The organism is Aeromonas sp. MR7, from assembly GCF_963899385.1.
In the GTDB taxonomy this organism is placed as follows: domain Bacteria; phylum Pseudomonadota; class Gammaproteobacteria; order Enterobacterales; family Aeromonadaceae; genus Aeromonas; species Aeromonas bestiarum.
This window is the reverse complement of sequence record NZ_CAWQXH010000049.1, coordinates 128246-151107: the sequence shown is the minus strand read 5'-3', so window position 1 is coordinate 151107 and position 22862 is coordinate 128246. Positions and strand designations below refer to the sequence as shown.

Annotated in this window: 21 protein-coding genes; 10 read left to right on the top strand and 11 right to left on the bottom strand. The window is 63.9% G+C overall.

The features are described from left to right. Positions 1 to 173: 173 nt before the first annotated feature. The gene (gene glnK, locus AACW87_RS18175) at positions 174 to 512 is read right to left on the bottom strand and encodes a P-II family nitrogen regulator (RefSeq protein WP_042869091.1); all 339 of its coding nucleotides are present in this window, start codon (positions 510 to 512) and stop codon (positions 174 to 176) included. Positions 513 to 713: 201 nt separating this feature from the next. On the opposite strand from glnK, the gene arfB reads away from it, so the two are divergent. Then, positions 714 to 1130 (top strand): alternative ribosome rescue aminoacyl-tRNA hydrolase ArfB, encoded by a 417-nt coding sequence (gene arfB, locus AACW87_RS18170; protein ID WP_042038790.1) that lies wholly within the window; start codon positions 714 to 716, stop codon positions 1128 to 1130. A 43-nt stretch (positions 1131 to 1173) separates the two neighbouring features. Further along, a complete protein-coding gene (locus tag AACW87_RS18165; protein ID WP_241325736.1) occupies positions 1174 to 1668 on the top strand; it encodes a methylated-DNA--[protein]-cysteine S-methyltransferase in 495 nt (164 codons plus the stop codon). A 611-nt stretch (positions 1669 to 2279) separates the two neighbouring features. On the opposite strand, the gene AACW87_RS18160 is transcribed toward AACW87_RS18165, so the two are convergent. The 7 genes from AACW87_RS18160 to AACW87_RS18130 all read right to left on the bottom strand — a co-directional run bounded on the left by AACW87_RS18160 (position 2280) and on the right by AACW87_RS18130 (position 9691). Beyond that, on the bottom strand, positions 2280 to 3476 hold the full coding sequence (locus AACW87_RS18160) for a NupC/NupG family nucleoside CNT transporter (protein ID WP_042869087.1): 1197 nt from the start codon (positions 3474 to 3476) through the stop codon (positions 2280 to 2282). A 181-nt stretch (positions 3477 to 3657) separates the two neighbouring features. After that, positions 3658 to 4593: a LysR family transcriptional regulator gene (locus tag AACW87_RS18155; RefSeq protein WP_181003630.1), complete on the bottom strand. Its 936-nt coding sequence runs from the start codon at positions 4591 to 4593 to the stop codon at positions 3658 to 3660. An 82-nt stretch (positions 4594 to 4675) separates the two neighbouring features. Further along, entirely contained in the window at positions 4676 to 5209 is a 534-nt protein-coding gene (locus AACW87_RS18150; protein ID WP_098980798.1) for a glutathione peroxidase, read from the bottom strand. Positions 5210 to 5274: 65 nt separating this feature from the next. After that, entirely contained in the window at positions 5275 to 5838 is a 564-nt protein-coding gene (locus AACW87_RS18145) for an NnrU family protein (protein WP_241325735.1), read from the bottom strand. A 212-nt stretch (positions 5839 to 6050) separates the two neighbouring features. Continuing rightward, positions 6051 to 7184 (bottom strand): glycerate kinase, encoded by a 1134-nt coding sequence (locus tag AACW87_RS18140; protein ID WP_241325734.1) that lies wholly within the window; start codon positions 7182 to 7184, stop codon positions 6051 to 6053. Between the two features lie 9 nt (positions 7185 to 7193). Further along, positions 7194 to 8456, bottom strand: coding sequence for a GntP family permease (locus tag AACW87_RS18135; protein ID WP_241325733.1), 1263 nt, complete (start codon positions 8454 to 8456; stop codon positions 7194 to 7196). Between the two features lie 119 nt (positions 8457 to 8575). After that, a complete protein-coding gene (locus AACW87_RS18130) occupies positions 8576 to 9691 on the bottom strand; it encodes a sugar diacid recognition domain-containing protein (protein WP_098980801.1) in 1116 nt (371 codons plus the stop codon). 208 nt (positions 9692 to 9899) lie between these two features. On the opposite strand from AACW87_RS18130, the gene AACW87_RS18125 reads away from it, so the two are divergent. The 6 genes from AACW87_RS18125 (at position 9900) to AACW87_RS18100 (ending at position 15769) form a co-directional block, all read left to right on the top strand. Then, a complete protein-coding gene (locus tag AACW87_RS18125; RefSeq protein ID WP_043140571.1) occupies positions 9900 to 10274 on the top strand; it encodes a YacL family protein in 375 nt (124 codons plus the stop codon). Positions 10275 to 10324: 50 nt separating this feature from the next. Further along, a complete protein-coding gene (locus tag AACW87_RS18120; protein ID WP_005313598.1) occupies positions 10325 to 10624 on the top strand; it encodes a hypothetical protein in 300 nt (99 codons plus the stop codon). Between the two features lie 207 nt (positions 10625 to 10831). Continuing rightward, complete coding sequence (locus tag AACW87_RS18115) at positions 10832 to 11662, top strand: CPBP family intramembrane glutamic endopeptidase (protein WP_241325732.1); 831 nt, start codon at positions 10832 to 10834, stop codon at positions 11660 to 11662. Between the two features lie 226 nt (positions 11663 to 11888). Beyond that, a complete protein-coding gene (locus AACW87_RS18110; protein ID WP_241325731.1) occupies positions 11889 to 13448 on the top strand; it encodes a methyl-accepting chemotaxis protein in 1560 nt (519 codons plus the stop codon). 216 nt (positions 13449 to 13664) lie between these two features. Continuing rightward, on the top strand, positions 13665 to 14981 hold the full coding sequence (locus tag AACW87_RS18105) for a sphingomyelin phosphodiesterase (RefSeq protein WP_241325730.1): 1317 nt from the start codon (positions 13665 to 13667) through the stop codon (positions 14979 to 14981). Beyond that, a complete protein-coding gene (locus tag AACW87_RS18100; RefSeq protein WP_241325729.1) occupies positions 14978 to 15769 on the top strand; it encodes a hypothetical protein in 792 nt (263 codons plus the stop codon). Before AACW87_RS18105 ends, AACW87_RS18100 begins: the two co-directional genes overlap by 4 nt. A gap of 74 nt (positions 15770 to 15843) precedes the next feature. Here the strand turns inward: AACW87_RS18100 and AACW87_RS18095 are convergent, their stop codons facing one another. Together AACW87_RS18095 and AACW87_RS18090 are read right to left on the bottom strand one after the other, a co-directional pair. Then, on the bottom strand, positions 15844 to 17316 hold the full coding sequence (locus AACW87_RS18095; protein ID WP_241325728.1) for an alkaline phosphatase D family protein: 1473 nt from the start codon (positions 17314 to 17316) through the stop codon (positions 15844 to 15846). Between the two features lie 85 nt (positions 17317 to 17401). Next, entirely contained in the window at positions 17402 to 18622 is a 1221-nt protein-coding gene (locus AACW87_RS18090; protein ID WP_241325727.1) for a DEAD/DEAH box helicase, read from the bottom strand. Positions 18623 to 18792: 170 nt separating this feature from the next. Here AACW87_RS18090 and AACW87_RS18085 point away from each other — a divergent pair, with 170 nt between their 5' ends. Further along, the gene (locus tag AACW87_RS18085; RefSeq protein WP_043140550.1) at positions 18793 to 19611 is read left to right on the top strand and encodes a transporter substrate-binding domain-containing protein; all 819 of its coding nucleotides are present in this window, start codon (positions 18793 to 18795) and stop codon (positions 19609 to 19611) included. A 67-nt stretch (positions 19612 to 19678) separates the two neighbouring features. Here AACW87_RS18085 and tpx read toward each other — a convergent pair whose 3' ends face one another. Next, the gene (gene tpx, locus AACW87_RS18080; RefSeq protein ID WP_043140547.1) at positions 19679 to 20179 is read right to left on the bottom strand and encodes a thiol peroxidase; all 501 of its coding nucleotides are present in this window, start codon (positions 20177 to 20179) and stop codon (positions 19679 to 19681) included. Positions 20180 to 20417: 238 nt separating this feature from the next. Between tpx and AACW87_RS18075 the strand changes: the two genes are divergently transcribed. Then, on the top strand, positions 20418 to 22853 hold the full coding sequence (locus tag AACW87_RS18075) for a zinc/cadmium/mercury/lead-transporting ATPase (protein WP_241325726.1): 2436 nt from the start codon (positions 20418 to 20420) through the stop codon (positions 22851 to 22853). Positions 22854 to 22862 lie beyond the last annotated feature (9 nt).

Genomic DNA, 22862 nt, shown 5'->3' with positions numbered 1-22862 from the left:
GAAAACATCGAGTGCGGGATCACATATTTAAACGCCGTGCAAACAAAAGGGCCGGATAGAATCCTATCCAGCCCCACCATGGAGTCCATCCGCGACTTCACATCGGCAATCTGCCCGGTCCGGCCAAGCCGCAACAGAGTGCCCTTGCTCGAACCGGTATCAGGCGCGAGGGATCAGAGCGCCTCGTCGTCGCTCTCGCCGGTGCGAATGCGCACCGCCTGCAGCAGGTCGTATACGAAGATCTTGCCGTCACCGATCTTGCCTGTGTAGGCCGCCTTGCAGATCGCCTCTATCACACCTTCGACGTTGTCATCGGCCGTCGCTATTTCCAGCTTCACCTTGGGTAAGAAGTCGACCTGGTACTCGGCTCCCCGGTATAATTCGGTGTGCCCCTTCTGGCGGCCAAACCCTTTGACCTCGGACACGGTCAGACCCTCGACCCCCAGGTTGGCGACGGCTTCGCGCACATCGTCCAACTTGAAGGGTTTGATAATCGCAGTAATCAGCTTCATCTGGTTGCTCCCAATCCATGGTATGTCATGAATTGGGAATCAATTCTTGTGCCAAGTCTTTTTATTGTTTAATTTCAAAAGGATAGTGTTTGTGTCCGGGATAGATACCCCCCAACATCACCAAGGGAGCGCATCTCGCCCCATAATGAGGCACCAAGCTGAACCAGCCTCTCCCGATGCACCAAACAAGAGCACAGCAGTATGTTAGTCATCTCCAACAGCGTGACCCTGCCCTGGCATGAGCTGCAGTTTCAAGCCATGCGGGCTCAGGGTGCCGGCGGCCAGCACGTCAACAAGACCGACTCCGCCGTCTGGTTGCGCTTCGATTACCGCAGCTCCCCCAGCCTGCCGGATCTCTACAAGGAGGGACTCGACAAGCTGAGCGACAGCCGGGTACACGACGGCTTTATCCAGATCCGCGTCGAGACCCATCGCAGCCAGGACATGAACCGCAAGGAGGCCATGAGCCGCCTGGTGGAGCTGCTGAAGAAAGCCGCCTGGCGCCCCAAGGCCCGTCATGCCACCAAGCCGACCCGCAGCTCCCAGCGCAAGCGGGTCGATGCCAAGAAGCGCAAGGGCGACATCAAGTCGGCCCGCGGCAAACCCGTGCTGGAGTAATACCGCCAGCCTTACGACTTGCCCACGCCAAGGATGAGAGAAGATGAGATACAGTTTTTGCAACAGCGCCCACGGCCCCCTGCTCATCGCCATCGATAAGGATGGCCTGCGCCACGTGGAGTTCATGCAGGGTGAGCGCCCCATAATGCCTACCCCTCAGTGGCGTCAGGATGATCTGGCGCTGGCGCCCTATGTCGAGCAGTTCGCCGCCTATTTCGCCGGCCGGCTGCAGCGCTTCGAGCTGCCGCTCGCCGCCAAAGGCACCCCGTTCCAGCAATCGGTATGGCGCGCCCTGTGCGACATTCCCTACGGCGAGACCGTCAGCTATCTCGAAATAGCCCAGTCCATCGGCAACCACAAGGCGGTGCGGGCGGTGGGCGCCGCCAATGGCCGCAACCCCCTCAGCATCATAGTGCCCTGTCACAGGGTGATAGGACGCAGTGGCGAGCTGACCGGTTATGCCGGCGGCATACCCATCAAACGCTGGTTGCTGGCACTGGAACAACAGACTGCCGGTTCATTTGAATTGACTCCCTGATAACAGCGGCATCCCTGTAAAACACTGGCTGCCGGCGCTGGAGCAGCAGACCGCCGGTTCATTCAGACTGCCCCCCTGACAACAGCGGCATCCCTGTAAAACACTCGCTGCTGGCTCTGGAACAACAGACCGCCGTTCATTTGAATTGACCCCCTGACAACAGCGGCATCCCTGTAAAACACTGGCTGCCGGCGCTGGAGCAGCAGACCGCCGGTTCATTCAGGCTGACCCCCTGATAACAGCGCATCCCCGTAAAACACTCGCTGCTGGCTCTGGAGCAGCAGACCGCCGGTTCATTTGAATTGACTCCCTGATAACAGCGGCATCCCTGTAAAACTCTGGCTTCAGCCGCTGGTTTGGCCCCGTTTCGCGTTTAGCAAAATGAACACAGTATGAAGAATCGCCTCAGAAGGGCTTCAGACAGGGTCAGGCATCATGGCTTCACACTTGGATGGCATGGCTCATCCCTCATTCAAGTGGCACCCATGTGACGCTTCCAATCTGTCTTTTTTCCCCGCGCCTCCTCTGAGGCGCTTTTTTTTGCCCGAACGCGGCCACAAAAAAGCCCGCCGAAGCGGGCTCTGACCGGAAGGTGCTAGCTTCAGGGTCAATCAGAGTGCGAGGAAGAGCCCCGCCAGGGAGGCACTCATCAGGTTCGCCAGCACACCCGCCAGTATGGCGCGCATGCCGTAACGGGCGATGAAGGATTTGCGCTCCGGCACCATGGCACCCAGACCACCGATGAGGATCGCCATGGAGGAGATGTTGGCGAAACCGCACAGGGCGAAGGTGACTATGGCCTTGCTCGATTCGTTCAGGGTCTGATCCTGCACCAGGGCGATGAAGGCGACGAATTCATTGATGACTATCTTGGTCCCTATCAGGGCGCCGGCCGCCTGGGCCTGATCCCAGGGCACGCCGATCAGCCAGGAGACGGGGGCGAACAGCCAGCCCAGGATGATCTGGAAGCTCAGCTCCAGCCCCACCAGATCACCGGCCCAGCCCAGCAGGCCGTTGAGCATGGCGATCACCCCGACGAAGGCCAGCAGAGTCGCACCGACCGCGACCGCTATGTTGAGGCCAGCCATGGCACCGTCGGCCGCCGCTTCGATCACGTTGGTCGCACGGGGAATCTCCACGTCCTGATGGTGATCCACCTCGCCGATTCCGGGCGGTACCAGGATCTTGGCCATGGCCAGACCGGCCGGGGCCGACATGAAGGCAGCGGCTATCAGGTATTTCAGCTCGACCCCGATGCTGGCGTAGCCCACCAGAGTGCCGCCGGCCACGGAGGCGAGACCGCAGCTCATCACGGCGAAGAACTGGGAGTCGGACATCTTGGAGAGATAGGGTTTGACCACCAGCGGCGCCTCCACCATGCCGACGAAGATGTTGGCGGTGGCGGAGAGGCTCTCGGCACGGCCGGTACCCAGCAGCTTCTGCAAGCCGCCGCCCAGCAGGGCTATGACCCGCGGCATCAGGCCTATGTGGTAGAGGATGGCGATCACCGCGGAGAAGAAGATGATGACCGGCAGCACGTTGAACGCAAAGATGAAACCCAGCTTGAACTTGGCCAGATCGCCGAACAGGAAGGCGATCCCCTCCTGACCGTAACCGATCACGCTGCTGACGCTCTCGCTGACCCCGTTCAGCACGTGCTGACCGGCAGGCAGCCAGAGCACCAGGCCGGCGAAGAGAACTTGCAGGCAGAGGGCGAGACCCACTGTTCGCAACGGGATACGACGACGATTATCAGAGCAGAGCACGGCCAGGGCCAGGATACTCAGTATGCCGAGCAGGGCTATCATAGGGATTCCATCAAGGGGGCAAAAGATGGGCGCGGATTCTGCGCTCCATGCTCCGCCACTGCAAGCCCGCTTGGTTACAGCCCTGTTAGCAAAAACGTTTGCACGATACCGGTTGCGCCAACCCGCTGATTTGGTTCAATTTTGGTATCACGAGAAAGCCAGTGTTCGTATATGGAAACGATTATTCCTCTGTGCCGGACAATTTGCCGCCGAGCCAGGGGGCGAGTCGCTGCTCCCAATAGGGATTGGGGCCGAAGCTCTCCTTGAGGAAATCGATGAACAGCCGGATCTTGGGATCCAGATGTTCGCGTCTGGCGTAGACGGCGTGCACCGCCATCTTCTGGTTCGGCCGCCACTGGGGCAGCAAGGGGATCAACTGACCGGACTGCAACTCCTTGTCCAGCAAGTAATTGGCGACATAGGCGATGCCGAGCCCGGCCAGGGCGGCATCGCGCACCGCCTCCGCCAGATCCACCCGGTAGTTACCGGCCACCTGCACCGTCTGGCGCTCCTTGCCCTGGCGAAACGACCACTCGTGGTAGCGCCGCTCCCGACTCTGGTAAGTGATGCAGTTGTGCTGGGCCAGATCTTTAGGGTGCAGCGGGGTGCCGTGGCTCAGCAGATAGTCCGGCGAGGCCACCAGCACGAAGTGGATATCCGCCAGCCGCTGCCCCACCAGCGCCTCTGGCTTGTCTTCATAGGTGGTGATCCAGAGATCCAGCCCCTCATCCACCAGGTTGGTTCTGTGATCGAACAGGGAGACTTCCAGCTCCAGCTCGGGGTAGCGATCCTGAAACGCCTTGAGGCGCGGGATCACGTGCAACCTGCCAAATGACTGACCGACCCCCAGATGCAGGATACCGCTCACCTTGCCACGACGCTCCGCGACCATGGAGTCCGCCTCCAGCGCCACCGCCACCAGGGCGCGGCAGTGACGGGCATACTCCTGGCCGAGTTCGGTCAGGGAGAAGCGACGAGTGGTGCGCTGCACCAGCTGGGCACCGAGTTCGGTCTCAAGCTGGGCCAGCTGCTTGCTGATGTGGGACTTGGATACGCCGAGCCGTCGCGCGGCCGCCGAGATACCCTGTTCACGGACCAGGGCATCGAAGATCACCATTTGGGGCAGACGTTGCAGCACGGGATTACCAGATAGGAAAGCGGGCCTCCATTATTCCAGAGCCGCCCGCAGCGGGGTAGGCCTAAAGACCGAGCGCCCGTTTGACCTCTTTTTGCAGGGGATCGTCGGCCGGATTCTGGTTCGCACCATAACTCGCGACCAGCTTGCCATCGCGCCCGATCAGGTACTTGTGAAAGTTCCAGCCCGGCGCCTCGCCCGCCGCCGCGGCCAGCCCCTTGTAGAGCGGGCTGGCATCGTCACCGCGCACCGCCAGTCGGTTGAACATGGGGAAGGTCACCCCGTAGTCACGGCGACAGACGGCGGCTGTCTTGCCCTCATCCCCCGCCTCCTGCCAGAAGTCGTTGGACGGAAAGCCCAGCACTATCAATCCCTTGTCCTTGTATGTCTGATAGAGCTGCTCCAGATCCCGAAACTGGCCGCGATAGCCACAATAGGAGGCGGTATTAACCACCAGTACCACCTTGCCCTCGGTCAGCTGGCAGAGGTTGTGGCGCTGGGTGTTGTTGAGCTCTCGCATCTCCACATTGAAGTAGTCGGGACAGGCGGCAGACACGGCTCCCGCACCGAGCAGCAATAACAAAGTGAACCATTTCATCGGGCAACTCCTTTTGAACAGATGAGCGTCATACGCACAAACGGCGCAGCCGGTTCAACCCTGCCTCAGCGCAGCGGAATGCCGGTCAGCCAGCCATGGCCCCAGAAGATCAGCAGCGCCGTGACCGCGAGCCCGGCCCCCACGCTTATCCCTGTGCCAACCCAGTTCGCCGCGGGACGGGGATGACGCTGCCAGTCACGCACCGAAATCCAGATGATGCTGATCAGCGCCCACAGACCTATGCCACCGAACAGCACCAGGGAGCGGGCCTCGCTGTTGACCGCCAGATGGGCGCCGGCCCAGATCAGGGTGCCGAGCAGCTGGGGATGCACCAGCCAGCGCCGCAGGTGATTGGGTCCCTGGCCGGAGAAGAACAGGATCAGCGCGGCCGGCATGGCGGCCATCATCAGGGTCGGGCCCCAGGCGGGCAGCAAGTAGAGCGGCATGGGGCTGGCACTGCGCCAGCCGGCAAGAATGAAGCCGATGGCGACAAATACCAGCAGCGAGAAGAGCCCCTTGTAACGATTCTCCCCCAGCCGGTCGCGCAGGCGCTCCCTGTGGGCAGCGGCGAAGCAGGGGTAGAGGTGGATAAGGGTAAACAGCAGTACCCCCAGGGTCAGCAAGATCATGGGTTGCTCCTTGTACTATGGGGGATCACTATGCCGCAAAGTGCGCAACCGGAACACAGAAACCGCAGAAAAGTGGTGGGGATACAGCAGGATAATGAAAAAAGCCGATCGACAGATCGGCAAGGTGTTTCGGGCAGACCGGCAGTGGATGCCGGTCATCACCGCGACACGGGGCAGGGTTTGGCCGGTGCCAGGCACCAGCCAGAAAAGGATTAACTGCGCAGCATATAGAGGGCGGCCACGTTGCGGGCCGTGAGCTGCAGGTTGGTGGTGGCGGTGGCCAGCGCCTCCGGCAGGGACATGGCGCGGTTGACCACGGCGAACACCGCATCCAGTCCGTGCTCATGCACCACACCGTAATCGTCGGTGAGGCAGCCCGAAATACCTATCACCGGCTTGCCGAACTGCTTGGCGCAGCGTGCGACACCGATTGGCGTCTTGCCGTAAATGGTCTGGCTGTCGATACGCCCCTCCCCCGTGATGACGAGATCCGCATCGGCCACCGCCTCGGCCAGTTTCAGCGCCGCTATGACGATCTGGATGCCGGGTTTCAGCTCGGCACCGAGCAGGCCCACCAGGGCCGCGCCCATGCCACCGGCGGCGCCGGCCCCCGGGATCGCCTTCACCTGGCAGCCGAGGGCGCGCTCGATGCAGTCGGCGTAGTGGGAGAGGTTGGCATCCAGCTGGGCCACCATCTCCGCGTTGGCTCCCTTCTGCGGGCCAAATACGGCGGAGGCGCCTGTCGGGCCGCACAGCGGATTGTCCACGTCACAGGCCACCTCTATGGTGGTCCTGGCCAACCGGGAGTCCAGCCCGCTCAGGTCTATGGTGGCCAGCTCCGCCAGCCCGGCGCCGCCCGGCGCTATGGGGGTGCCATCGCTTTTGAGCAGCTTGCCGCCGAGCGCCTGTATCATGCCGGCACCGCCATCGTTGGTGGCGCTGCCGCCTATGCCGAGGATCAGGTGCTTCACCCCCATGTCGAGGGCCGCCAGGATCAGCTCACCTGTACCGACGCTGGAGGTGTGCAGCGGATTGCGCAGCTCGGGGGGGACAAGGTGCAGGCCGGAGGCAGCCGCCATCTCGATGACGGCGCGTTCGCCATCCCCCAGCAGGCCGACGAAGCCCTGCACCTGGTTGCCGAGCGGCGCTGTCACATAAAACGGCAGTATGCTGCCCCCCGTGGCATCCACCAGGGATTGCACAGTGCCCTCGCCGCCATCGGCCATGGGCAGCTTGATGTAGGTGGCATCTGGCAACACCTGCTTGAAACCCGCCTCGATGGCATCGGCCACCGCCATGGCGCTCAGGCTCTCCTTGAATGAATCCGGTGCGATAACAATTTTCATATCAATTCCTCAGGCGAGACCAAACACGCCAAACATCAGGGTGGAGACGGCTGCTATGGTCAGGCCGACGGCAGTTTCATAAGGGATGAGCTTGAGGCGCTCCCCCACGCCCATGTGGACGCTGCCACCGGTGGCATGGAAGAAGGAACCGTGGGGCATGTGGTCAAACACGGTGGCACCGGCATGGATCATGGCGGCCCCCGCCAGGCTGCTGATGCCGAGCTCGATCAGGGTGGAGCTGAACACGTTGGAAGCCACTACAGTCCCGGCCGTGGTCGAGGCGGTCGCCAGCGACATCAGGGCGCCCGAGATGGGGGCCAGCAGGTAGGAGGGCAGACCTGAGGCGGTCAGGCCGCTGATCAGCACATCCTTCAGACCCGAGTTGGCTATGATGCCCGCCAGAGTACCTGTACCCAGCAACATGATGGCCACCGGCGCCATGCGGGCCAGGCCCGAGACCGCAAACTGGTTCACCTTGCTGAACTTGCCCATCATAAGGGCGCCGACCAGGCCGCCGAGGGGCAGTGCGATGAGCGGATCCACGACTATGCCGGCGATGGGGCGCAGGGCCAGCAGCAGTATGGCGACCAGGGGCGCACTGATGGCGGCGGCAAAGCCGGGCAGCTTGCTGCCACTGAAGCTCACCACCTCGTCGGCGGCGACCTTGCTGCCCTTGTTGTTCAGCCGTTTGGCCAGCCAGTAGGCCATCACCAGCCCGAACAGGCCCGGTATGATGCCAGCCGCCATGACGGAGGTGAGCGGCAGGTGGAAGGCATCGGCCGCGGCTATGGCGTTCGGGTTGGGGGACATGACGTTGCCCGCCTTGCCGCCACCTATCATGGCCAGCAGTATGGCCGCCTTGGAGAGGTCGGCACGGCGCGCTATGGCCAGCGCTATGGGGGCGACCGTGATGACGGCCACGTCCACGAAGACGCCGACCGCGGTCAGGATCAGGGTGGCCAGCGCCAGCGCCAGCAGGGCGCGGGTCTCGCCCAGCTTCTTGACTATGGTCTCGGCGATTGTGGTGGCCGCGCCCGATTCGATCAGCACGCCCGCCAGCACGCCCGCCGCCAGGATTCGCATCACAGCCGTGGTGATCCCCTGGGCGCCACCTATCATCAGGGCGACCGTCTGGGTCAGATCGGCCCCGCCGATCAGGCCACCGGCCAGGGCGCCGACTATCATGCCGTAGGCGGGCGGTACCTTCTTCAGAATGAGGAAGATGGCGATGGAGAGCGCGGCGAGAGCGCCGAGCGCGGATACAGGGATCATGACGGGCACCTTTCAAATGAGTGAGTGGTGGCCATTATGGTGATCCGGGATCGGAATGCTTTGGCTGAAAAGCCAAATAAGGTCTCTTTAAAGAGATACTTATTGTTCATTACAACAAATCAGCTATCGAGATTGAGCCCGAGGTAGAGCAGGAACTTGTCATCTAACTTGTTGAAATTCAACCCGGTTATCTGCTCAATCCGGGTCAGCCGGTAGCGCAGTGTATTGGGGTGGATGAACAGGGCTTCGGCGCAGGGATGCAGATCACAATCCTGCAAGAAATATTGGCGCAGCGTCTTTTGCAGCGTTCCCTTTGTGTCCTCCTGCGCCAGCTTGAGCAAGGGGGCCCGCAGCTGATCCGCCTGCCAGGAGTCCGCCAGACTGCCGAGCAGCACAGGCAACCGGTAATCCTCGAAGAAGTAGACCTGCTTGCGCGGCGCCTGCCGCATGCCCCGGCGCAAGGTGTCCCGCGCCGTCTGGTAGGAGCGTGCCAGCCCGTCTATGCCGCCGAAGTAATCACCCACCCCGATCCGCACTTTGAAGTGGGGAATGCGGGCCAGCAACTGCTTGATGCGGCTGCGCTCCTGCTCCGATTGCCAGACGCCCTCGCTCAGCTGGGCCGGTTTGAGCACCACTATCTCGTCAAGGCCATTGATGGCCACCAGATTGTCCCGCTCCGGATTTTCCAGCAGGTGCACCAGCTCCCGCAGGCGGGCCGGATCCGCCTCCTCCAGCGCCAGCACGGCCACCACCCGAGGCTGGTCCAGATCCAGCTCGAGGAAACGGGCCGCCTGCTGCAGCTGATCGACCCGCCCCTCGCCACGGATCAGCTGCAGCACCAGCTCCTCCTTGTGGCGCTTGTCCCACTGCAACTGCTCGGTGAGCGCCGCCTGTTCCAGAATGAGCTCGGCCGTCATGCGTACCAGCTCGGCGTAAGCACGCACTTCGTCCGGATCGCCCGAGATGCCGATGACCCCGAGCAGCTCCCCCTGATAGGCGATGGGCAGGTTGATGCCGGGCCTCACCCCCTTGAGCTGCCGGGCGGTCGCCTCGCTTATCTCCACCACCCGGTTCTCGGTCAGCGCCAGCACGGCCCCTTCGTGGCGCTGATGCAGGCGCTCGGGATTGCCGGAGGCGATGATCAAACCGTGTTCATCCATCACGTTGACCGAGAACGACAATATCTTCATCGCCCGACTGACAATCTGACGGGCCAGGGTATCGTTTAGCTGCATAACATCTCCGGACAACAAGCTGGCATGACGCCTGGGGGCCCACAATCGCACGGGCCGACGCGCAAAGATCCCACATCATCAAGACAAGCGCGGGGGGGATCGCTAGAATAGGCCACTTTACGCTATGTGTGCCCCACCATGGATCATGGATCTGGCGTTATGCCGCTGTGTGGCGTGGTGGCTTCATCCTTCCGATATGGACTCCGCTATGGACTATGAATTTCGCCGCGACCCGTTCGGTGGCTATCGCGCCCGGTTCTCCATGGGCCATGAGGCCATCGGTCAGTGGTTGATCGATGAAGTTGGCAAGGATGAGGAGAAGCTCGACGAGCTCTTCTCCATCATCGACCAGCTGTCCAATCGCACCCGCACTGAATACCTGCTGCACGGCGGTGACTATTCACTGCTGCTCACCCCTGAGGAGGCCGAAGTGAAGGCCAACGTCCTCAATATCGAGCTGGATGAGGATCTCGACGATCTCGCCTACTACGATGATGAGCAGCTGGCCATGTGCGGACTGGAAGACTTTGCCCAGGTGCTCGGCTCCTGGCGCGCCTTTATCCGCAACGAGGATATGGGCTGAATACCCACATTTCGGGCGAGCATGCCCCTTGCAACCCAACAGGATTGACTATGTCTATTTACGATTTTGACGGCGAACAACCAGAACAGCCGGAAGACGAACAGGACCAGACCAAACAGGCCGTACCTGCCAAGAAGAAAGGCAAGCAGGTGATGAACACTCAGGTCAACCTGAGCCCGCGCGATGCCAGCCGTCTGAACGGCCTGCACGTCGAAGCCATCACCACCCTGGACGACGTCAGCCTGCCGAAGAACGTCATCTTCAAGGCCGGCCTCATCGCCCTGGGCGAGCTGGAAGCCACCAAGCGTGCCGACATCATAGCCCGCGTCATCGCCGAATCCGGTCGATAAATCCCGGGTGATTGCCGGGGCGGGCCGCGAAAACGCCCCAGACCTGGCAATGCCGTATCAGAAAAGCCGGAGCCCAAGCTCCGGCTTTTTCATGGCTGCGCGCCGCCGCGGACTCGCCCTTGCAGGGATCCGACCAGCCTATTAAGCCTTGTGTCATGATGTAACGACTTGTTAAGGTGCGGGACTTTTATCGGCCTTGGAGACTCAATGTTACCTCTACCTGATTCGCTCATCTGGGGAGCACTGGCGCTGGCCGTCTTGCTCTGTCTGGCCCGGCAACGCCTGCCCGGCCTGATCCTGCTGGGGGTCGCCCTGCTGGCCGCCCTCTACCTCGACCATCTCAGCCCCTTCGCCCTGCTGATCACGCTGGCGGGCCTGTTGCTGGCCTGGCGCACCCCCAGCCTTCCCCAGCCCTGGCGTGGCGCCGCCCTGACCCTGATGCTGCTGTGGGCCATAGCGTTGATGCTGCACCTCATCCCCGGCTTCAGCAATCTGAAGGTGCTGGATCAGGTGCAGGCCGGTCCCGCCAGCGTGCCCTTCAACATGTACCTCAATCTGGACAAGCCGCTGGTCTTCTTCGGCCTGCTGCTGGCCTGGCCCGCCTTGCTCGGCCAGGGCGGTGCGATCCGCTGGCGAGCGCTGGCCCTGCTGCTGTTGCCGCTGGCGGCCCTGCTGATCACCGCCTGGCAGCTGGGGGCGCTCAAACCCGAAGCAGGCCTGCCCCACTGGTGGTGGCTGTTTGCCCTCAACAACCTGCTGTTCACCTGCGTGGCGGAAGAGGCGCTGTTTCGCGGCTTCATCCAGCAAGGAGTGGCCGCCCGCAGCCGGCTCTGGCTCGGCATCCTGGTGGCCAGCCTGCTGTTCGGCGCCGCCCACCTGGCCGGCGGCCCGCTGCTGATGCTGTTTGCCGCCTTGGCGGGCGCCTGCTACGGCCTGGCGTTCCAGTTCAGTGGCCGCCTGAGCGTCGCCATCGCGATCCACTTCCTGTTCAACTTCTCCCATCTGGCCCTCTTTACCTACCCCCTGGCCAGCCGCTGATCCCGGGCGCCCCGCCCGGGGCGCCCTTGTTTCCCCTCCTCTGCCCCCTGCCTGCGGCCTGTCCGTTCGATATAGACTTTCTATTTGCACTTTTTTGCCAGGCTCGCGTGTCGATTAATTGACCCAAGCCAAGATAGCGTCATCTTTGCCCCATAAAATGGGCCGGTAACCATCACAAAAAATAAAAACAAAACTATCAGTTACTTGGCTCACTCAGGATGCTCACATGACAACAACCCAACGGGAGGGGGAGATACGCTTCCCCGACCATCTATCACTGATCTCGACCACGGATCCCGCCAGCCACATCACCTATGCCAACCAGCACTTCTGCGAGGTGGCCGGTTACAACGCCGACGAGATGGAGGGGGTCCCCCACAATCTGGTGCGTCACCCCGACATGCCCAAGGCCGCCTTTGCCGACATGTGGCAACGGCTGCGACAGGGCAAGAGCTGGATGGGACTGGTAAAGAACCGCGCCAAGAGCGGCAAGTTTTACTGGGTCAACGCCTACGTCACCCCCATTCTCAATGAACAGCAGCAGATCATAGAGTACCAGTCGGTGCGTACCCGCCCGAGCGAGCAGGACATCGCCTGGGCTGAGCAGCTCTACGCCCGCATCCGGGCAGGCAAGGCACTGCCCTGGCTCAGCCGGCTCACCCTGGAGCCGGGCCAGCTCACCCTGCTCCTCTCCGGCACGGCCCTGCTCGCCCTGCTGGCGGCCCTCGCCACCGGCAATCCCCTGTGGGGAGCGCCCGGCGCGGCGGCGCTGCTGGCCCAGATGATCCACGGCGGGCGGCTGCAACAGCGGCTCAACCGGCTGGCCGTCACGGCTGGCGAGGAGATGGGCACCCCGCTCTGTCAGGTGCTCTACACCAAACGGCGGGACACACTGGCGGCTCTCGAGCTGGCCCTGCGCATGAAGCGGGCCGAGCTCAAGGCGGTGGTGGGGCGCAGCGCCGACACCAACCAGCAGATACTGCAGGCCGCCGAGGATGACAGGGGCAATATCCAGACCATAGACATCCATCTGCAACAGCAGCGGGCCCAGAGCGAGCAGCTGGCCGCCGCCATCACACAACTGAGCCACTCCATTCGCGACGTGGCGAGCAACGCCCATCAGGCCAATGCCCTGGTGGGCGAGGTGCAGCAAGTGTCGGCCGAGGGGCTGCAGGCGCTGACGACCACCCAGGCATCGGTCAACCAGCTCCATCAGGAGCTTGACGCCAACCATAGGGTACTGGCGCAGCTGACCGGCGACAGCCAGAAGATCAGCGGGATCCTGGCGGTGATCAGCCAGATCGCCGATCAGACCAACCTGCTCTCCCTCAATGCGGCCATCGAGGCGGCGCGGGCCGGTGAGCAGGGGCGCGGCTTTGCTGTGGTGGCCGACGAGATACGGGCGCTGGCCCAGAAGACCCGCAGCTCCACCGGCGAGATCAACGAGATGATCCAGGCGCTGCAGCAGACCACCCGCCAGCTGGCCGATGGCATGACCCTGGGGGCCCAGACCTCGGAGCGCTGCCAGCAGCATGTGAGCACCACAGCCGAGGTGCTCAACCAGATCAACCGCATGCTGGCTCAGGTCACCCACACCAGCGACGAGATAGCCCAGGCCGTCAGCCAGCAGGCGGATGTCACCAGCACCCTGGATCAGGGCATCCACCAGATCCACCAGCTGGCCAGCCACACAGCCGACAACAGCAGACAGGCCCTGGACGGCATCACGCTGCTGGTGGAGCGGCTGCATGCCCTCTCCCGCCTGATCAACCAGTTCCGCCACTGACCCGTCACAGGGGCGCGCATGCCGGCCGGCACGCGCGCCCCTGATTGCCGAGCCTGCTCTGCCCTCCACGTGGGCAGGGCACAGATCCCTCCCCTCAATGCCCCCTCTCCCCATATGGGGCCTTTCATTTATTTGTAACAAAAATGTAAATGAAATGACCTCTGTGCCCGCCATAACAGTCACTTTCCATCGTGCCTCAACCAAAAGGACTTAATGATGCACAAGCCTCTCAGTTATGCCGCCCTGCTGCTGGCCAGCCAGTTTCCGTTGCAGGCGCTGGCCGATACCGATGTCTACCTCACCAACAACGGCCCCGAGCCCTTGCAGCTGGAGATCCGCCAGAGCGGCTCCGGCCAGCTGCAGGCGGGCAGCCAGTGGATCCAGCACAGGACTGAGCTGGGCCCCTGGGAGAGCGCCATGGTGCTCAGCTTCAATCGTTACGAGGGGGTGAAGGCGGGCAAAAGCTATCTGTTCGAAACCCGGGTCACCACGGCCGGGGGCGACACCTATCGTCTCAGCCAGCTGATGGAGGGCACCTGGTGGAACACCACATTGCAGCACGGTGGCGACACCCCGACAGCCAGCTCGGGCTGGCAGAGCGATCGCGCCCTGCATCGTACCCAGGGGCCCCAGGAGCTGGCCTTCGCCGCCAAGTTCACCGGCCGTTACGACGATCTGCACTATATGCTGACGCCGCCACAAAAGCGGGAGCAGCCGGAACCGGCGGAGAGCAAGCTCAAGGTGGCCAGCTACAACGTCTGGGCCCTGCCGGTGATCGCCTCCAGCATAGGCGAGCGGCTGGCGCTGCTGCCCGAGCACCTCAAGGGATATGACGCCCTGCTGCTGCAGGAGGTGTTCGATGGCCGCCGCGAGGGCTTCCTGCAGGCGCTGGCGAAAGAGTATCCCTATCAGACCAAGGTGCTCGACAAGCCGGGGGTCAACATCCACGACGGCGGTGTGGTGATCGTCAGCCGCTACCCAATCGTGCGCGAGGCCCAGCTGGTCTATCCCCAATGCACAGGCACCGACTGCTTCGCCGACAAGGGGGTCATGTACGCCGAGGTGATCAAGGGCGGCAAGGCCTGGCACCTGTTCGCCACCCACACCGCCAGCTTCGACACCGACGAGGCGAGACGGCTGCGCCAGATCCAGTTCGGCCAGATGCGCACCCTGGCCGCCAGCCTCAAGATCCCGACCGGTGACACCGTCATCTACGGCGGCGACTTCAACGTCAACAAGCGCAAGTTTGCCGACGACTACGCCAACATGCTGAGCAACCTCAATGCCCATGAGCCCGCCTATGGCGGCTACACAGAGGCCACCTTCGACCCCAGGCTCAACCCCTATGCCGGCGGGCCCCTCTCGGGTGGTGCCAACGTCGAGTACCTGGACTATCTGGTGGTGAGCCGGGAGTACGGCGCCGCCAGCCATAACCTCAACAGCGTCTGGATCCCGCGCAGCAGCGATGGCAGCCTCTGGCCCGCCAGCAACCTATCCGATCACTTCCCGGTCAAGGGAGAGATCAGCCGATGAAGCGCCGCTACGGCTTGCTGGCCCTGGCGGTCCTCTCGCTCTTGCTGCTCAACCTCGGCTGGCAATATGAACCACCGCAGACGCCGGCCGACGCACAGGTCAGCCTGCGCGGGGCACGTCAGCCACAGCAGGCGCCAGCCTCCCCTGTGACGGCCCTCATGACCCGGCTCACCCCGGCTGCCAGCGGGAGCCAGCCCACGGATCCGCACCCCAGCTGGCGGGAGATGCCGCAGGAGATGAGCCAGCTGCTCGCCAGCGAGGTAGGCGACAGCGAGCAGCCGCTCGCCGAGCGCCTCGCCAACCTGAGTGAACTGGAGTCGCAGTGGATGAGCGAGGGGGAGAGCCTGACCCGGTTGCAGGGGCGCTATGCCGAGGCGCTGGCACAGCTGGCCAGCGAGGGTGAGCAGCTGACCCTGGCGGAGCGGCTGGCCGCCCTGACCCGGCTGCAGGATGAGTGGGCGGCGGATCATCCGGATCTGGCGGCGGATCTGTTCAACCCGGACGCCCGCCTGCAGCAGGCGCGCCAGCTGTGGGGGGACGAGGAGCTGGAGACATTGGCCCGCCACTTCCTGCCCGCCGATCGGGCCGAGGCCAGCCTGGCCTTTGCCGCCACCCGCCAGCAGCAGCTGGATCAACGCGGCCACTACCAGCAGCAATTGGCCGAGCTGGAGCAGCAGCTGGCGGCCAGTCAGGGAAACATGGATCCCGAGCGCTGGCAGCAGCACAGGGAGGAGGTGCTCGGCCAGTTTAGGCGCGACTTCTTCGCCCAGGCACAGGGCAAGCCCTGAGCGGGAGACGGCCCGGGGAGCCTGACGTTGAAAAGAAAAAGGGCCCGCCAGGGCCCTTTGCGTTTGCCAGCCCTTCAGGCCAGCGGGTAGCTGGCGGCCAGCCCGTTCTCGCAATGCCAGTTGGCCCACAGCTTGTTGTCGCTGCCCATCAGCAGGGTGGCGAAGTTGCGGGTGCGCAGGTAGACGGGGGCGCCGAACGGCTTGATCAGCTCGGCGCGGATCGAGCGGTTCTCGTCGAGGTACTCGGGATTGTCGTTGGTCATGGCGAGGATCCCCATCCACTGGAACTGGGTGGGACAGGGATGGACTATGCCGGAGGAGACCAGCTGGTGCACATTGGTAACCCCTTCCCGCTTGTCCTGAATGACGCCAAGGCAGCCTACGTGCACGTCGCCGGAGAGGATCAGGGTCTTGTGCTGGCGCCGTACTCGGGCGTTGTCCAGCAACCGCATGATGAGCCGGGCCCGCTCCCCCTGATGGGCCTTGGCCCGCCAGTGATCCTTGAGATCGTCGGTCAGCTCCTCCTCCCAGGGGGTGGCATCCAGCGCCGCCTCGGTGAAGGAGAAGTCCCGGTAGACCACGGGCACGCCCGCCATCACCAGCAGGTGGCCCGCGTCGCAGCCGGCCAGCGCACCGTTGACCTGATCCCACTGGGACTGGCTCATCACCTGGGCCGGGGTGCGGTTCGCCCGGTTGTCCAGCGCCAGGATCCGGTAGCCCCGCAAGCTCAGCAGCCAGGAGTGGTGGGCCAAGTTGACCGGGTCCAGCAGGGAGGCATTGGCGCCGCTGCGCAGCTGGAACAGCCGGAAATAGCGGGAGGCGGCGGCATAGATGACCCGATAGACATCGCAGCCCTGCAGATCCTCGGGATAGCTGCCCCAGCCATCGAAGATGTCGTGGTCATCCCACATCATGGCGCTTGGCACCCGGGACAACAGGCGCGCCACCTCGGGCCGTCCCCACTGCTTGCAGTAGAGATCGCAATAGAAGCGATCGAGCTGCTCCTCCATGGTGCGGGTCGCCTTGCGCTTGACCTTCTCCGTCCTGTCCAGCTCGTTCCAGGCCTTGAGGCTGGGCACTGTGGTCCAGAGGGAGTCGGCATAGACCTGATCACCCCCCATCAGCAACAGCGAGAAGGGGTGTGCGGTGTGCTCGGCAGCAAGCCGATCCCACATCACATAGGGCTGAGGCGTGGAGGTGAGCAGCTTGAAGTCGGAAAAACCGTTGCAGGAGGCATAACCGATACGCACCTGCTCCGCCGACCCCGCCAGATGAAACTGCCAGTGGTCGTCCCCGGCCAGATCCCGGGCGGGCTCCCCATCCAGCAGGATCTGGTACTCCACGCTCGCCCCCCCGGCGGCCGGGTTGGCCGTCCAGCTGGCCCGCCAGAAACCCCCTCTGGGGGTATCCGCCTGCTTGCTGGCAGGCAGCAAGGTGCCGTTGATCCTGATGCTGGCGCCCTTGCAGCCGGGCCCCGCCAGAAAACAGATGCTGTATTGCGTCTCAGCTTCGAGCCCCAGCAGGGGCCCCATTACCAGACTCGCCATTGCCTATCCCTCCGTGGTTGAACCCATGGAGCATAGTGAAACCGGCGCCCTTTGGTACTGCCCAATCGGGCAGTCCATCCTTGAATCAGGCCTTGCCCTTGAACTGCTTGACGCTGCGCTTGTTGGCGGTACGGCGGTTTGCCTGCTTGTCGCGCGGGGGGCGTTTGCCCTCCCCGCTGGCGGGCAGGTCGGTCACCGGGAAACCGGCGAGTTCCGCCAGCGGCAACTCACGGCCGGTGAGGGTGCGGATCGCCGCCAGGGTATCGCTCTCGCCGTGGCACACCAGCGAAATGGCCAGCCCCTCGCGCCCGGCGCGGGCGGTGCGGCCGATGCGGTGCACATAGACAGGGGCGCTGGCGGGCAGATCCAGGTTGATCACCAGCGGCAGCGCCTCCACGTGTATGCCCCGCGCCATCAGGTCGGTGGCCACCAGCACCCGCACCTTGCCGGCCTTGAAATCGTCGAGCGCCTGATCCCGCACCGCCTGCTCTTTCTCGCCATGCAGGGCGGCAACCGGGATCCCCGCCCTGGCCAGCTTCCTGGCCACGCCGTCGGCATCGTCCCGCGCACTGATGAAGACCAGCACCTGCGGCCAGGCCTGCTCCTTGAGCAGGCTGATCAGCGCCGGCACCTTGCTGCTCTTGTTGACCAGATAGAGCCGCTCCTCGATCTCGTTCACCAGGCTGTTGAGGGGATTGGCCTCGATGCGGGTCGGCTCTGTCAGCAGGCCGGTCGCCAGCTCATCCAGCTCGGCGGGCAGGGTGGCGGAGAAGAGCAGGGTCTGACGCTCGGCGGGCATCTCATTCATCAGCCACTGGATGTCGGGCCAGAAGCCCATCTCCAGCAGGCGATCCGCCTCATCCAGCACCAGCTGTTGCAGGCTATCCAGCCCCAGCACTTGCTGAGTGAGCAGATCCCGCAGCCGCCCCGGCGTCGCCACCAGCAGTTGCGGCCCCAGCGCCAGCTCGGCCTGTTGCCGCTCCTGTGCCACGCCGCCGCACAGGGTCAAAACGCGCAACCCCAGCGCCTCGGCGACCCCTTGCAAGACGGCGCTCACCTGGGTGGCCAGCTCGCGGGTCGGCACCAGCACCAGCCCCTGCACCAGACTGGAGGCGGGATCCAGTCGTTGCAGCAGCGGCAGCCCGAATGCCAGCGTCTTGCCGCTGCCGGTCTGGGCCAGCGCCAGCAGATCCTGCCCCGCCAATACCACGGGTATCGCAAGCTGCTGGATGCGGGTCGGGGTGTGCAGGCTGGCAGGCAGGGCCGCCAGCAGGGCGGGATTGAGGTCGAGTTCGCTAAAGGTCATGGGGCTACGCAGATATCGGCTGAATAAAGAAGTGGGAGGCGAAGTCTAGTGAGCAGGGAGCGATAAGTAAAACCCCATCCATCGCGGCCCTGCAGGCAAGCCCGGTTCGATCTGGCCGAAGCGGCTCTGACTACACTTCTGGAACCATCTCCCAAGGGTGTGACCAGATCATGACCAGACATATCTACATCTTGCTGTTTCTCCTGCTCGGCCTGCTGGGGGTCACCACCCTGAGCCTCTCCCTGGCAGGCACGCCGGCCACGCCGTCGGACAAACCGGTTCGCATCCTCAACGCCCATCTTGGCGAGCTGCCGGGCCTCATCAACGCCGACAAGACGGGCCCCTTCGTCGATCTGGTGCGGGCGATTGATGAGCAGTCTCCCGAAGTCAGCATCCGTATCACCATATACCCCATTGCCCGTGCCATGGCCGGAGTCATCGCAGGCAAGGCCGACTTCAGCCTGCCTGCGATCCGCAATCTGCACGATGCGGACATGCTGCCCTATCGCTTCAGCACCCGCAGCTTTGGCAAAGTCACCCATGTCATCTACAGCAACACGGCTCACCCCGTCACCACCGACATGGCCTATGGGGTTGAGCCTACCCAACGGGATCTGCTGATCGAAGCCACCCCGGGCTTTCTGCCCATTCCGCTGCAAAGGTCCATGAGCATAGAGCAGTCGCTGCGCAAGCTCTCACGCGGTCGCATCGATGCCTTCATCTGGGCCCAGGAGGAAGCCGACCTGGTGCTGCGCCAGCTGGGGCTGACCAACATTCATCGGGAGCACTTCGGTGATTTCGAGGATGTCTTCATCATCGCCAAGGGGGCGGCGGGTGATGATATGGATCACTTCCTCAGCACGGCCATCGACCGGCTGGCCGCGTCCGGCAAGTTGGCCGAGATCTACTCCAGACTGCATCGCCCTTATGAGGTGTGGCAGCCCCATCCCGAGCCATTGGCCCCGCCGGCGTCATCCAGCACGCCCTGATGACCAGACGCCATCCATAAAAAATCCCGCCACGGCGTGCCGTGGCGGGATTGTTGCACTCACAAACTTACAGCGCGGCCAGGGCAGCGGCGTAGTTCGGCTCGTCGGCCACTTCGGCCACCAGCTCGCTGTGCAGCACCTTGTTGTCTGCATCCAGCACCACTATGGCGCGGGCGGCCAGGCCAACCAGCGGACCGGAGGAGAAGGCCACGCCGTAGTCCTGCAGGAAGGCAGCACCACGCAGGGTGGAGAGGGTCACCACCTTGTCCAGACCTTCGGCGCCGCAGAAGCGGGACTGGGCAAACGGCAGATCGGCGGAGATGCAGAGCACGACTGTGTTCTCCAGCGCGCTGGCCTGTTCGTTGAATTTGCGCACTGAGGTGGCACAAGTCGGGGTATCGACGCTCGGGAATATGTTCAGGATCTTGCGCTGACCGGCGTAGGCCGCCAGGGTCAGGTCGGACAGATCCTTGGCAACCAGGGAGAAGGGCTTGGCCTGCTCACCGGCAACGGGGAAGTGACCGGCGACGGAGACGGGGTTGCCTTGCAGGGTAACGGAATTGCTCATGTTATGTCCTTGATTATCGAGGGAGGATAGGGCTCCCCAGTATAGGCGCGCCGGGCGGTGACAAACACCCGCCAACCACAAGGATATAAGGGCGCTTCATCCTGACCCGGACAGCTAGCCCCTGCCGCCTCAGTCAGCAAGATAAAGGAGCTTGACCTTGGACTTAACACCAAGGTTTACACTCGGCTCAGTTATCGAAGATCTCGCACCGGCGGGATCCATCCAAGAGGGACTCATCATGAGCAAATCCTGCTGCAGCCATCAAGCTGCCGCCGCCCCCATCAAGGCCGTCAGCAAGTCTGCCACCAGTCAGAACGAGCATCAGCACGACAGCCATTGCTGTGACAGTGCCACGCAGGTCAGCATCTGTGCCAGCAAGGCCCCCCATGATCATCAGGATCAGGGGGGGAGTGAATCGCCGGGGGATGAAGAGCCCCCCAGAGCAGGCTGTCACAGCCAGGGCTGCTGCAGCCCGCAGCCGCCTCATGACCATGACCATGACCATGACCATCATGAGCATGATCACCATGAGCACACCGCCGACACCGCCGAGCCGTTAATCGCGCCGGAGCAGGACAGTCGCCGCCACAGCTGGCAGGTGCTGGGGATGGATTGCCCCAGCTGCGCCCGCAAGATCGAGACAGCCGTCAGCCGGGTCGCTGGCGTGCAGCAGGCCCGGGTGCTGTTTGCCACCGAGAAGCTGGTGGTGGATCTGGCCCCCGGCCTCTCCCCCGATCCCGTCACCGCCGCCGTGCTGGCCGCGGGTTTCCGGCTCAAGGGCGCAACTCAGCCCGGAGACGACAACGCCAGGCGGCGCAGCCCGCAGATGACCCTGCTCGCCAAATATTGGCAGCCGCTGTCGCTGGCCGGCCTGATGCTGGTAGCGGCCCTGCTGCCGAAAGAGTTCGGTCAGCCGCTGTTTACCCTGGCCACCCTCTGGGGCCTGTGGCCCATCTCCCGCAAGGCCTGGGCCCTGACCAAGAGCGGCTCCCCCTTCGCCATCGAGACCCTGATGACGGTGGCGGCACTGGGCGCCCTCTTCCTAGGTGAAACCGCCGAAGCGGCCATGGTGCTGCTGCTCTTCATGCTGGGGGAACATCTGGAGGCCTATGCCGCCGGCCGCGCCCGCGCCGGGGTCACGGCCCTGATGGCGCTGGTGCCCGACAAGGCGCTGCGGATCCGCACCACGGTTGACGGTGACGTGCGGGAAGAGGTGGCGGCCGACCAGCTGCGTCCCGGCGACATCATAGAGATAGCCCCCGGCGCCCGCCTGCCGGCGGATGCCCGTTTGCTCGATGCCCTCGGCGCCTTTGATGAGAGCGCCCTGACCGGTGAATCCATTCCGGTGGAGCGTCGCCAGGGTGACAAGGTACCCGCCGGCAGTCTGGCGGCGGATCGGGTGCTGCGCCTCGAGGTGGTGTCCGAGCCCGGCAACAACGCCATCGACCGCATACTGCACCTGATCGAGGAGGCCGAGACCCAGCGCGCCCCCATAGAGCGTTTCATCGACCGCTTCAGTCGCTGGTATACCCCGGCCATGATGCTGGTCGCCCTGCTGGTGGTGATAGTGCCGCCGCTGGCCTTCGGCCAGAGCTGGGACGAGTGGGTCTATCGCGGACTGGCGCTGCTGCTCATCGGCTGCCCCTGCGCCCTGGTGATCTCCACTCCGGCGGCTGTCACCTCCGCCCTGGCGGCGGCGACCCGACAGGGGGCCCTGATCAAGGGCGGCGCCGCGCTGGAGCGGCTGGCCCACATAGATACAGTCGCGTTTGACAAGACAGGCACCCTGACCCTGGGCAAGCCGCAACTGACCGAGCTGGTCAGCCTCAATGGCCGGCCCGAGGCTGAACTGCTGGCACTGGCCGCCGCCATAGAGCAGGGCTCCCACCACCCGCTGGCCCGGGCCGTGGTAGCCAAAGCGACCGAGCAGGGACTGACTCTGGCCGCGGCTCAGGATCTGCGCGCCCTGCCCGGCATGGGGGTGGAGGGGCGCATCGACGGCACCCTCTGGCAACTGCTGGCGCCGAGCCGGATTGACTCGCTGAGCCATGCCCTCAACGCCCAGATAGCCACCCTGGAGCAGCAGGGCAAGACGGTAGTGGTGCTCGGCCAGCCGGGTGCCGCGCCGGCGGCCCTGCTGGCGCTGCGGGATCAGATCCGGCCCGAAGCGGCAGCGGCCTTGGCGGAGCTCAAGGGGTTGGGACTGCGCAGCATAATGCTGACCGGCGACAACCCGCGCGCCGCCGAGGCGATTGCCAACGAACTCGGCATGGGCTGGCGCGCCAGCCTGCTGCCGGAGGGCAAGGTGGAGGAGATAGCCAAGCTGGCCATCAGCCAGAAGGTCGCCATGATAGGGGATGGCATCAACGACGCCCCCGCCATGAAGCGCGCCAGCATCGGCATCGCCATGGGTGGCGGCACAGACGTGGCGCTGGAGACGGCCGATGCCGCCCTGACCCACAACCAGCTCGGTGGCATCGCCGCTATGATCCGCTTGTCGCGGGCGGCGCTGGCCAACATCCACCAGAACATAGCGCTGGCGCTGGGACTGAAAGCCATCTTCCTGGTCACCAGTCTGCTCGGCATCACGGGTCTGTGGATTGCCGTGCTGGCGGATACCGGCGCCACCGCCCTGGTGACGGCCAACGCCCTGCGCCTGCTGCGCAAGCGCTAAGCCAGCCGT

Excerpts from the sequence above, each read along its gene's own strand:
- glnK (WP_042869091.1), bottom strand. The coding sequence starts at position 512 with ATGAAGCTGATTACTGCGATTATCAAACCCTTCAAGTTGGACGATGTG.
- arfB (WP_042038790.1), top strand. The coding sequence starts at position 714 with ATGTTAGTCATCTCCAACAGCGTGACCCTGCCCTGGCATGAGCTGCAG.
- AACW87_RS18165 (WP_241325736.1), top strand. The coding sequence starts at position 1,174 with ATGAGATACAGTTTTTGCAACAGCGCCCACGGCCCCCTGCTCATCGCC.
- AACW87_RS18160 (WP_042869087.1), bottom strand. The coding sequence starts at position 3,476 with ATGATAGCCCTGCTCGGCATACTGAGTATCCTGGCCCTGGCCGTGCTC.
- AACW87_RS18155 (WP_181003630.1), bottom strand. The coding sequence starts at position 4,593 with ATGGTGATCTTCGATGCCCTGGTCCGTGAACAGGGTATCTCGGCGGCC.
- AACW87_RS18150 (WP_098980798.1), bottom strand. The coding sequence starts at position 5,209 with ATGAAATGGTTCACTTTGTTATTGCTGCTCGGTGCGGGAGCCGTGTCT.
- AACW87_RS18145 (WP_241325735.1), bottom strand. The coding sequence starts at position 5,838 with ATGATCTTGCTGACCCTGGGGGTACTGCTGTTTACCCTTATCCACCTC.
- AACW87_RS18140 (WP_241325734.1), bottom strand. The coding sequence starts at position 7,184 with ATGAAAATTGTTATCGCACCGGATTCATTCAAGGAGAGCCTGAGCGCC.
- AACW87_RS18135 (WP_241325733.1), bottom strand. The coding sequence starts at position 8,456 with ATGATCCCTGTATCCGCGCTCGGCGCTCTCGCCGCGCTCTCCATCGCC.
- AACW87_RS18130 (WP_098980801.1), bottom strand. The coding sequence starts at position 9,691 with ATGCAGCTAAACGATACCCTGGCCCGTCAGATTGTCAGTCGGGCGATG.
- AACW87_RS18125 (WP_043140571.1), top strand. The coding sequence starts at position 9,900 with ATGGACTATGAATTTCGCCGCGACCCGTTCGGTGGCTATCGCGCCCGG.
- AACW87_RS18120 (WP_005313598.1), top strand. The coding sequence starts at position 10,325 with ATGTCTATTTACGATTTTGACGGCGAACAACCAGAACAGCCGGAAGAC.
- AACW87_RS18115 (WP_241325732.1), top strand. The coding sequence starts at position 10,832 with ATGTTACCTCTACCTGATTCGCTCATCTGGGGAGCACTGGCGCTGGCC.
- AACW87_RS18110 (WP_241325731.1), top strand. The coding sequence starts at position 11,889 with ATGACAACAACCCAACGGGAGGGGGAGATACGCTTCCCCGACCATCTA.
- AACW87_RS18105 (WP_241325730.1), top strand. The coding sequence starts at position 13,665 with ATGCACAAGCCTCTCAGTTATGCCGCCCTGCTGCTGGCCAGCCAGTTT.
- AACW87_RS18100 (WP_241325729.1), top strand. The coding sequence starts at position 14,978 with ATGAAGCGCCGCTACGGCTTGCTGGCCCTGGCGGTCCTCTCGCTCTTG.
- AACW87_RS18095 (WP_241325728.1), bottom strand. The coding sequence starts at position 17,316 with ATGGCGAGTCTGGTAATGGGGCCCCTGCTGGGGCTCGAAGCTGAGACG.
- AACW87_RS18090 (WP_241325727.1), bottom strand. The coding sequence starts at position 18,622 with ATGACCTTTAGCGAACTCGACCTCAATCCCGCCCTGCTGGCGGCCCTG.
- AACW87_RS18085 (WP_043140550.1), top strand. The coding sequence starts at position 18,793 with ATGACCAGACATATCTACATCTTGCTGTTTCTCCTGCTCGGCCTGCTG.
- tpx (WP_043140547.1), bottom strand. The coding sequence starts at position 20,179 with ATGAGCAATTCCGTTACCCTGCAAGGCAACCCCGTCTCCGTCGCCGGT.
- AACW87_RS18075 (WP_241325726.1), top strand. The coding sequence starts at position 20,418 with ATGAGCAAATCCTGCTGCAGCCATCAAGCTGCCGCCGCCCCCATCAAG.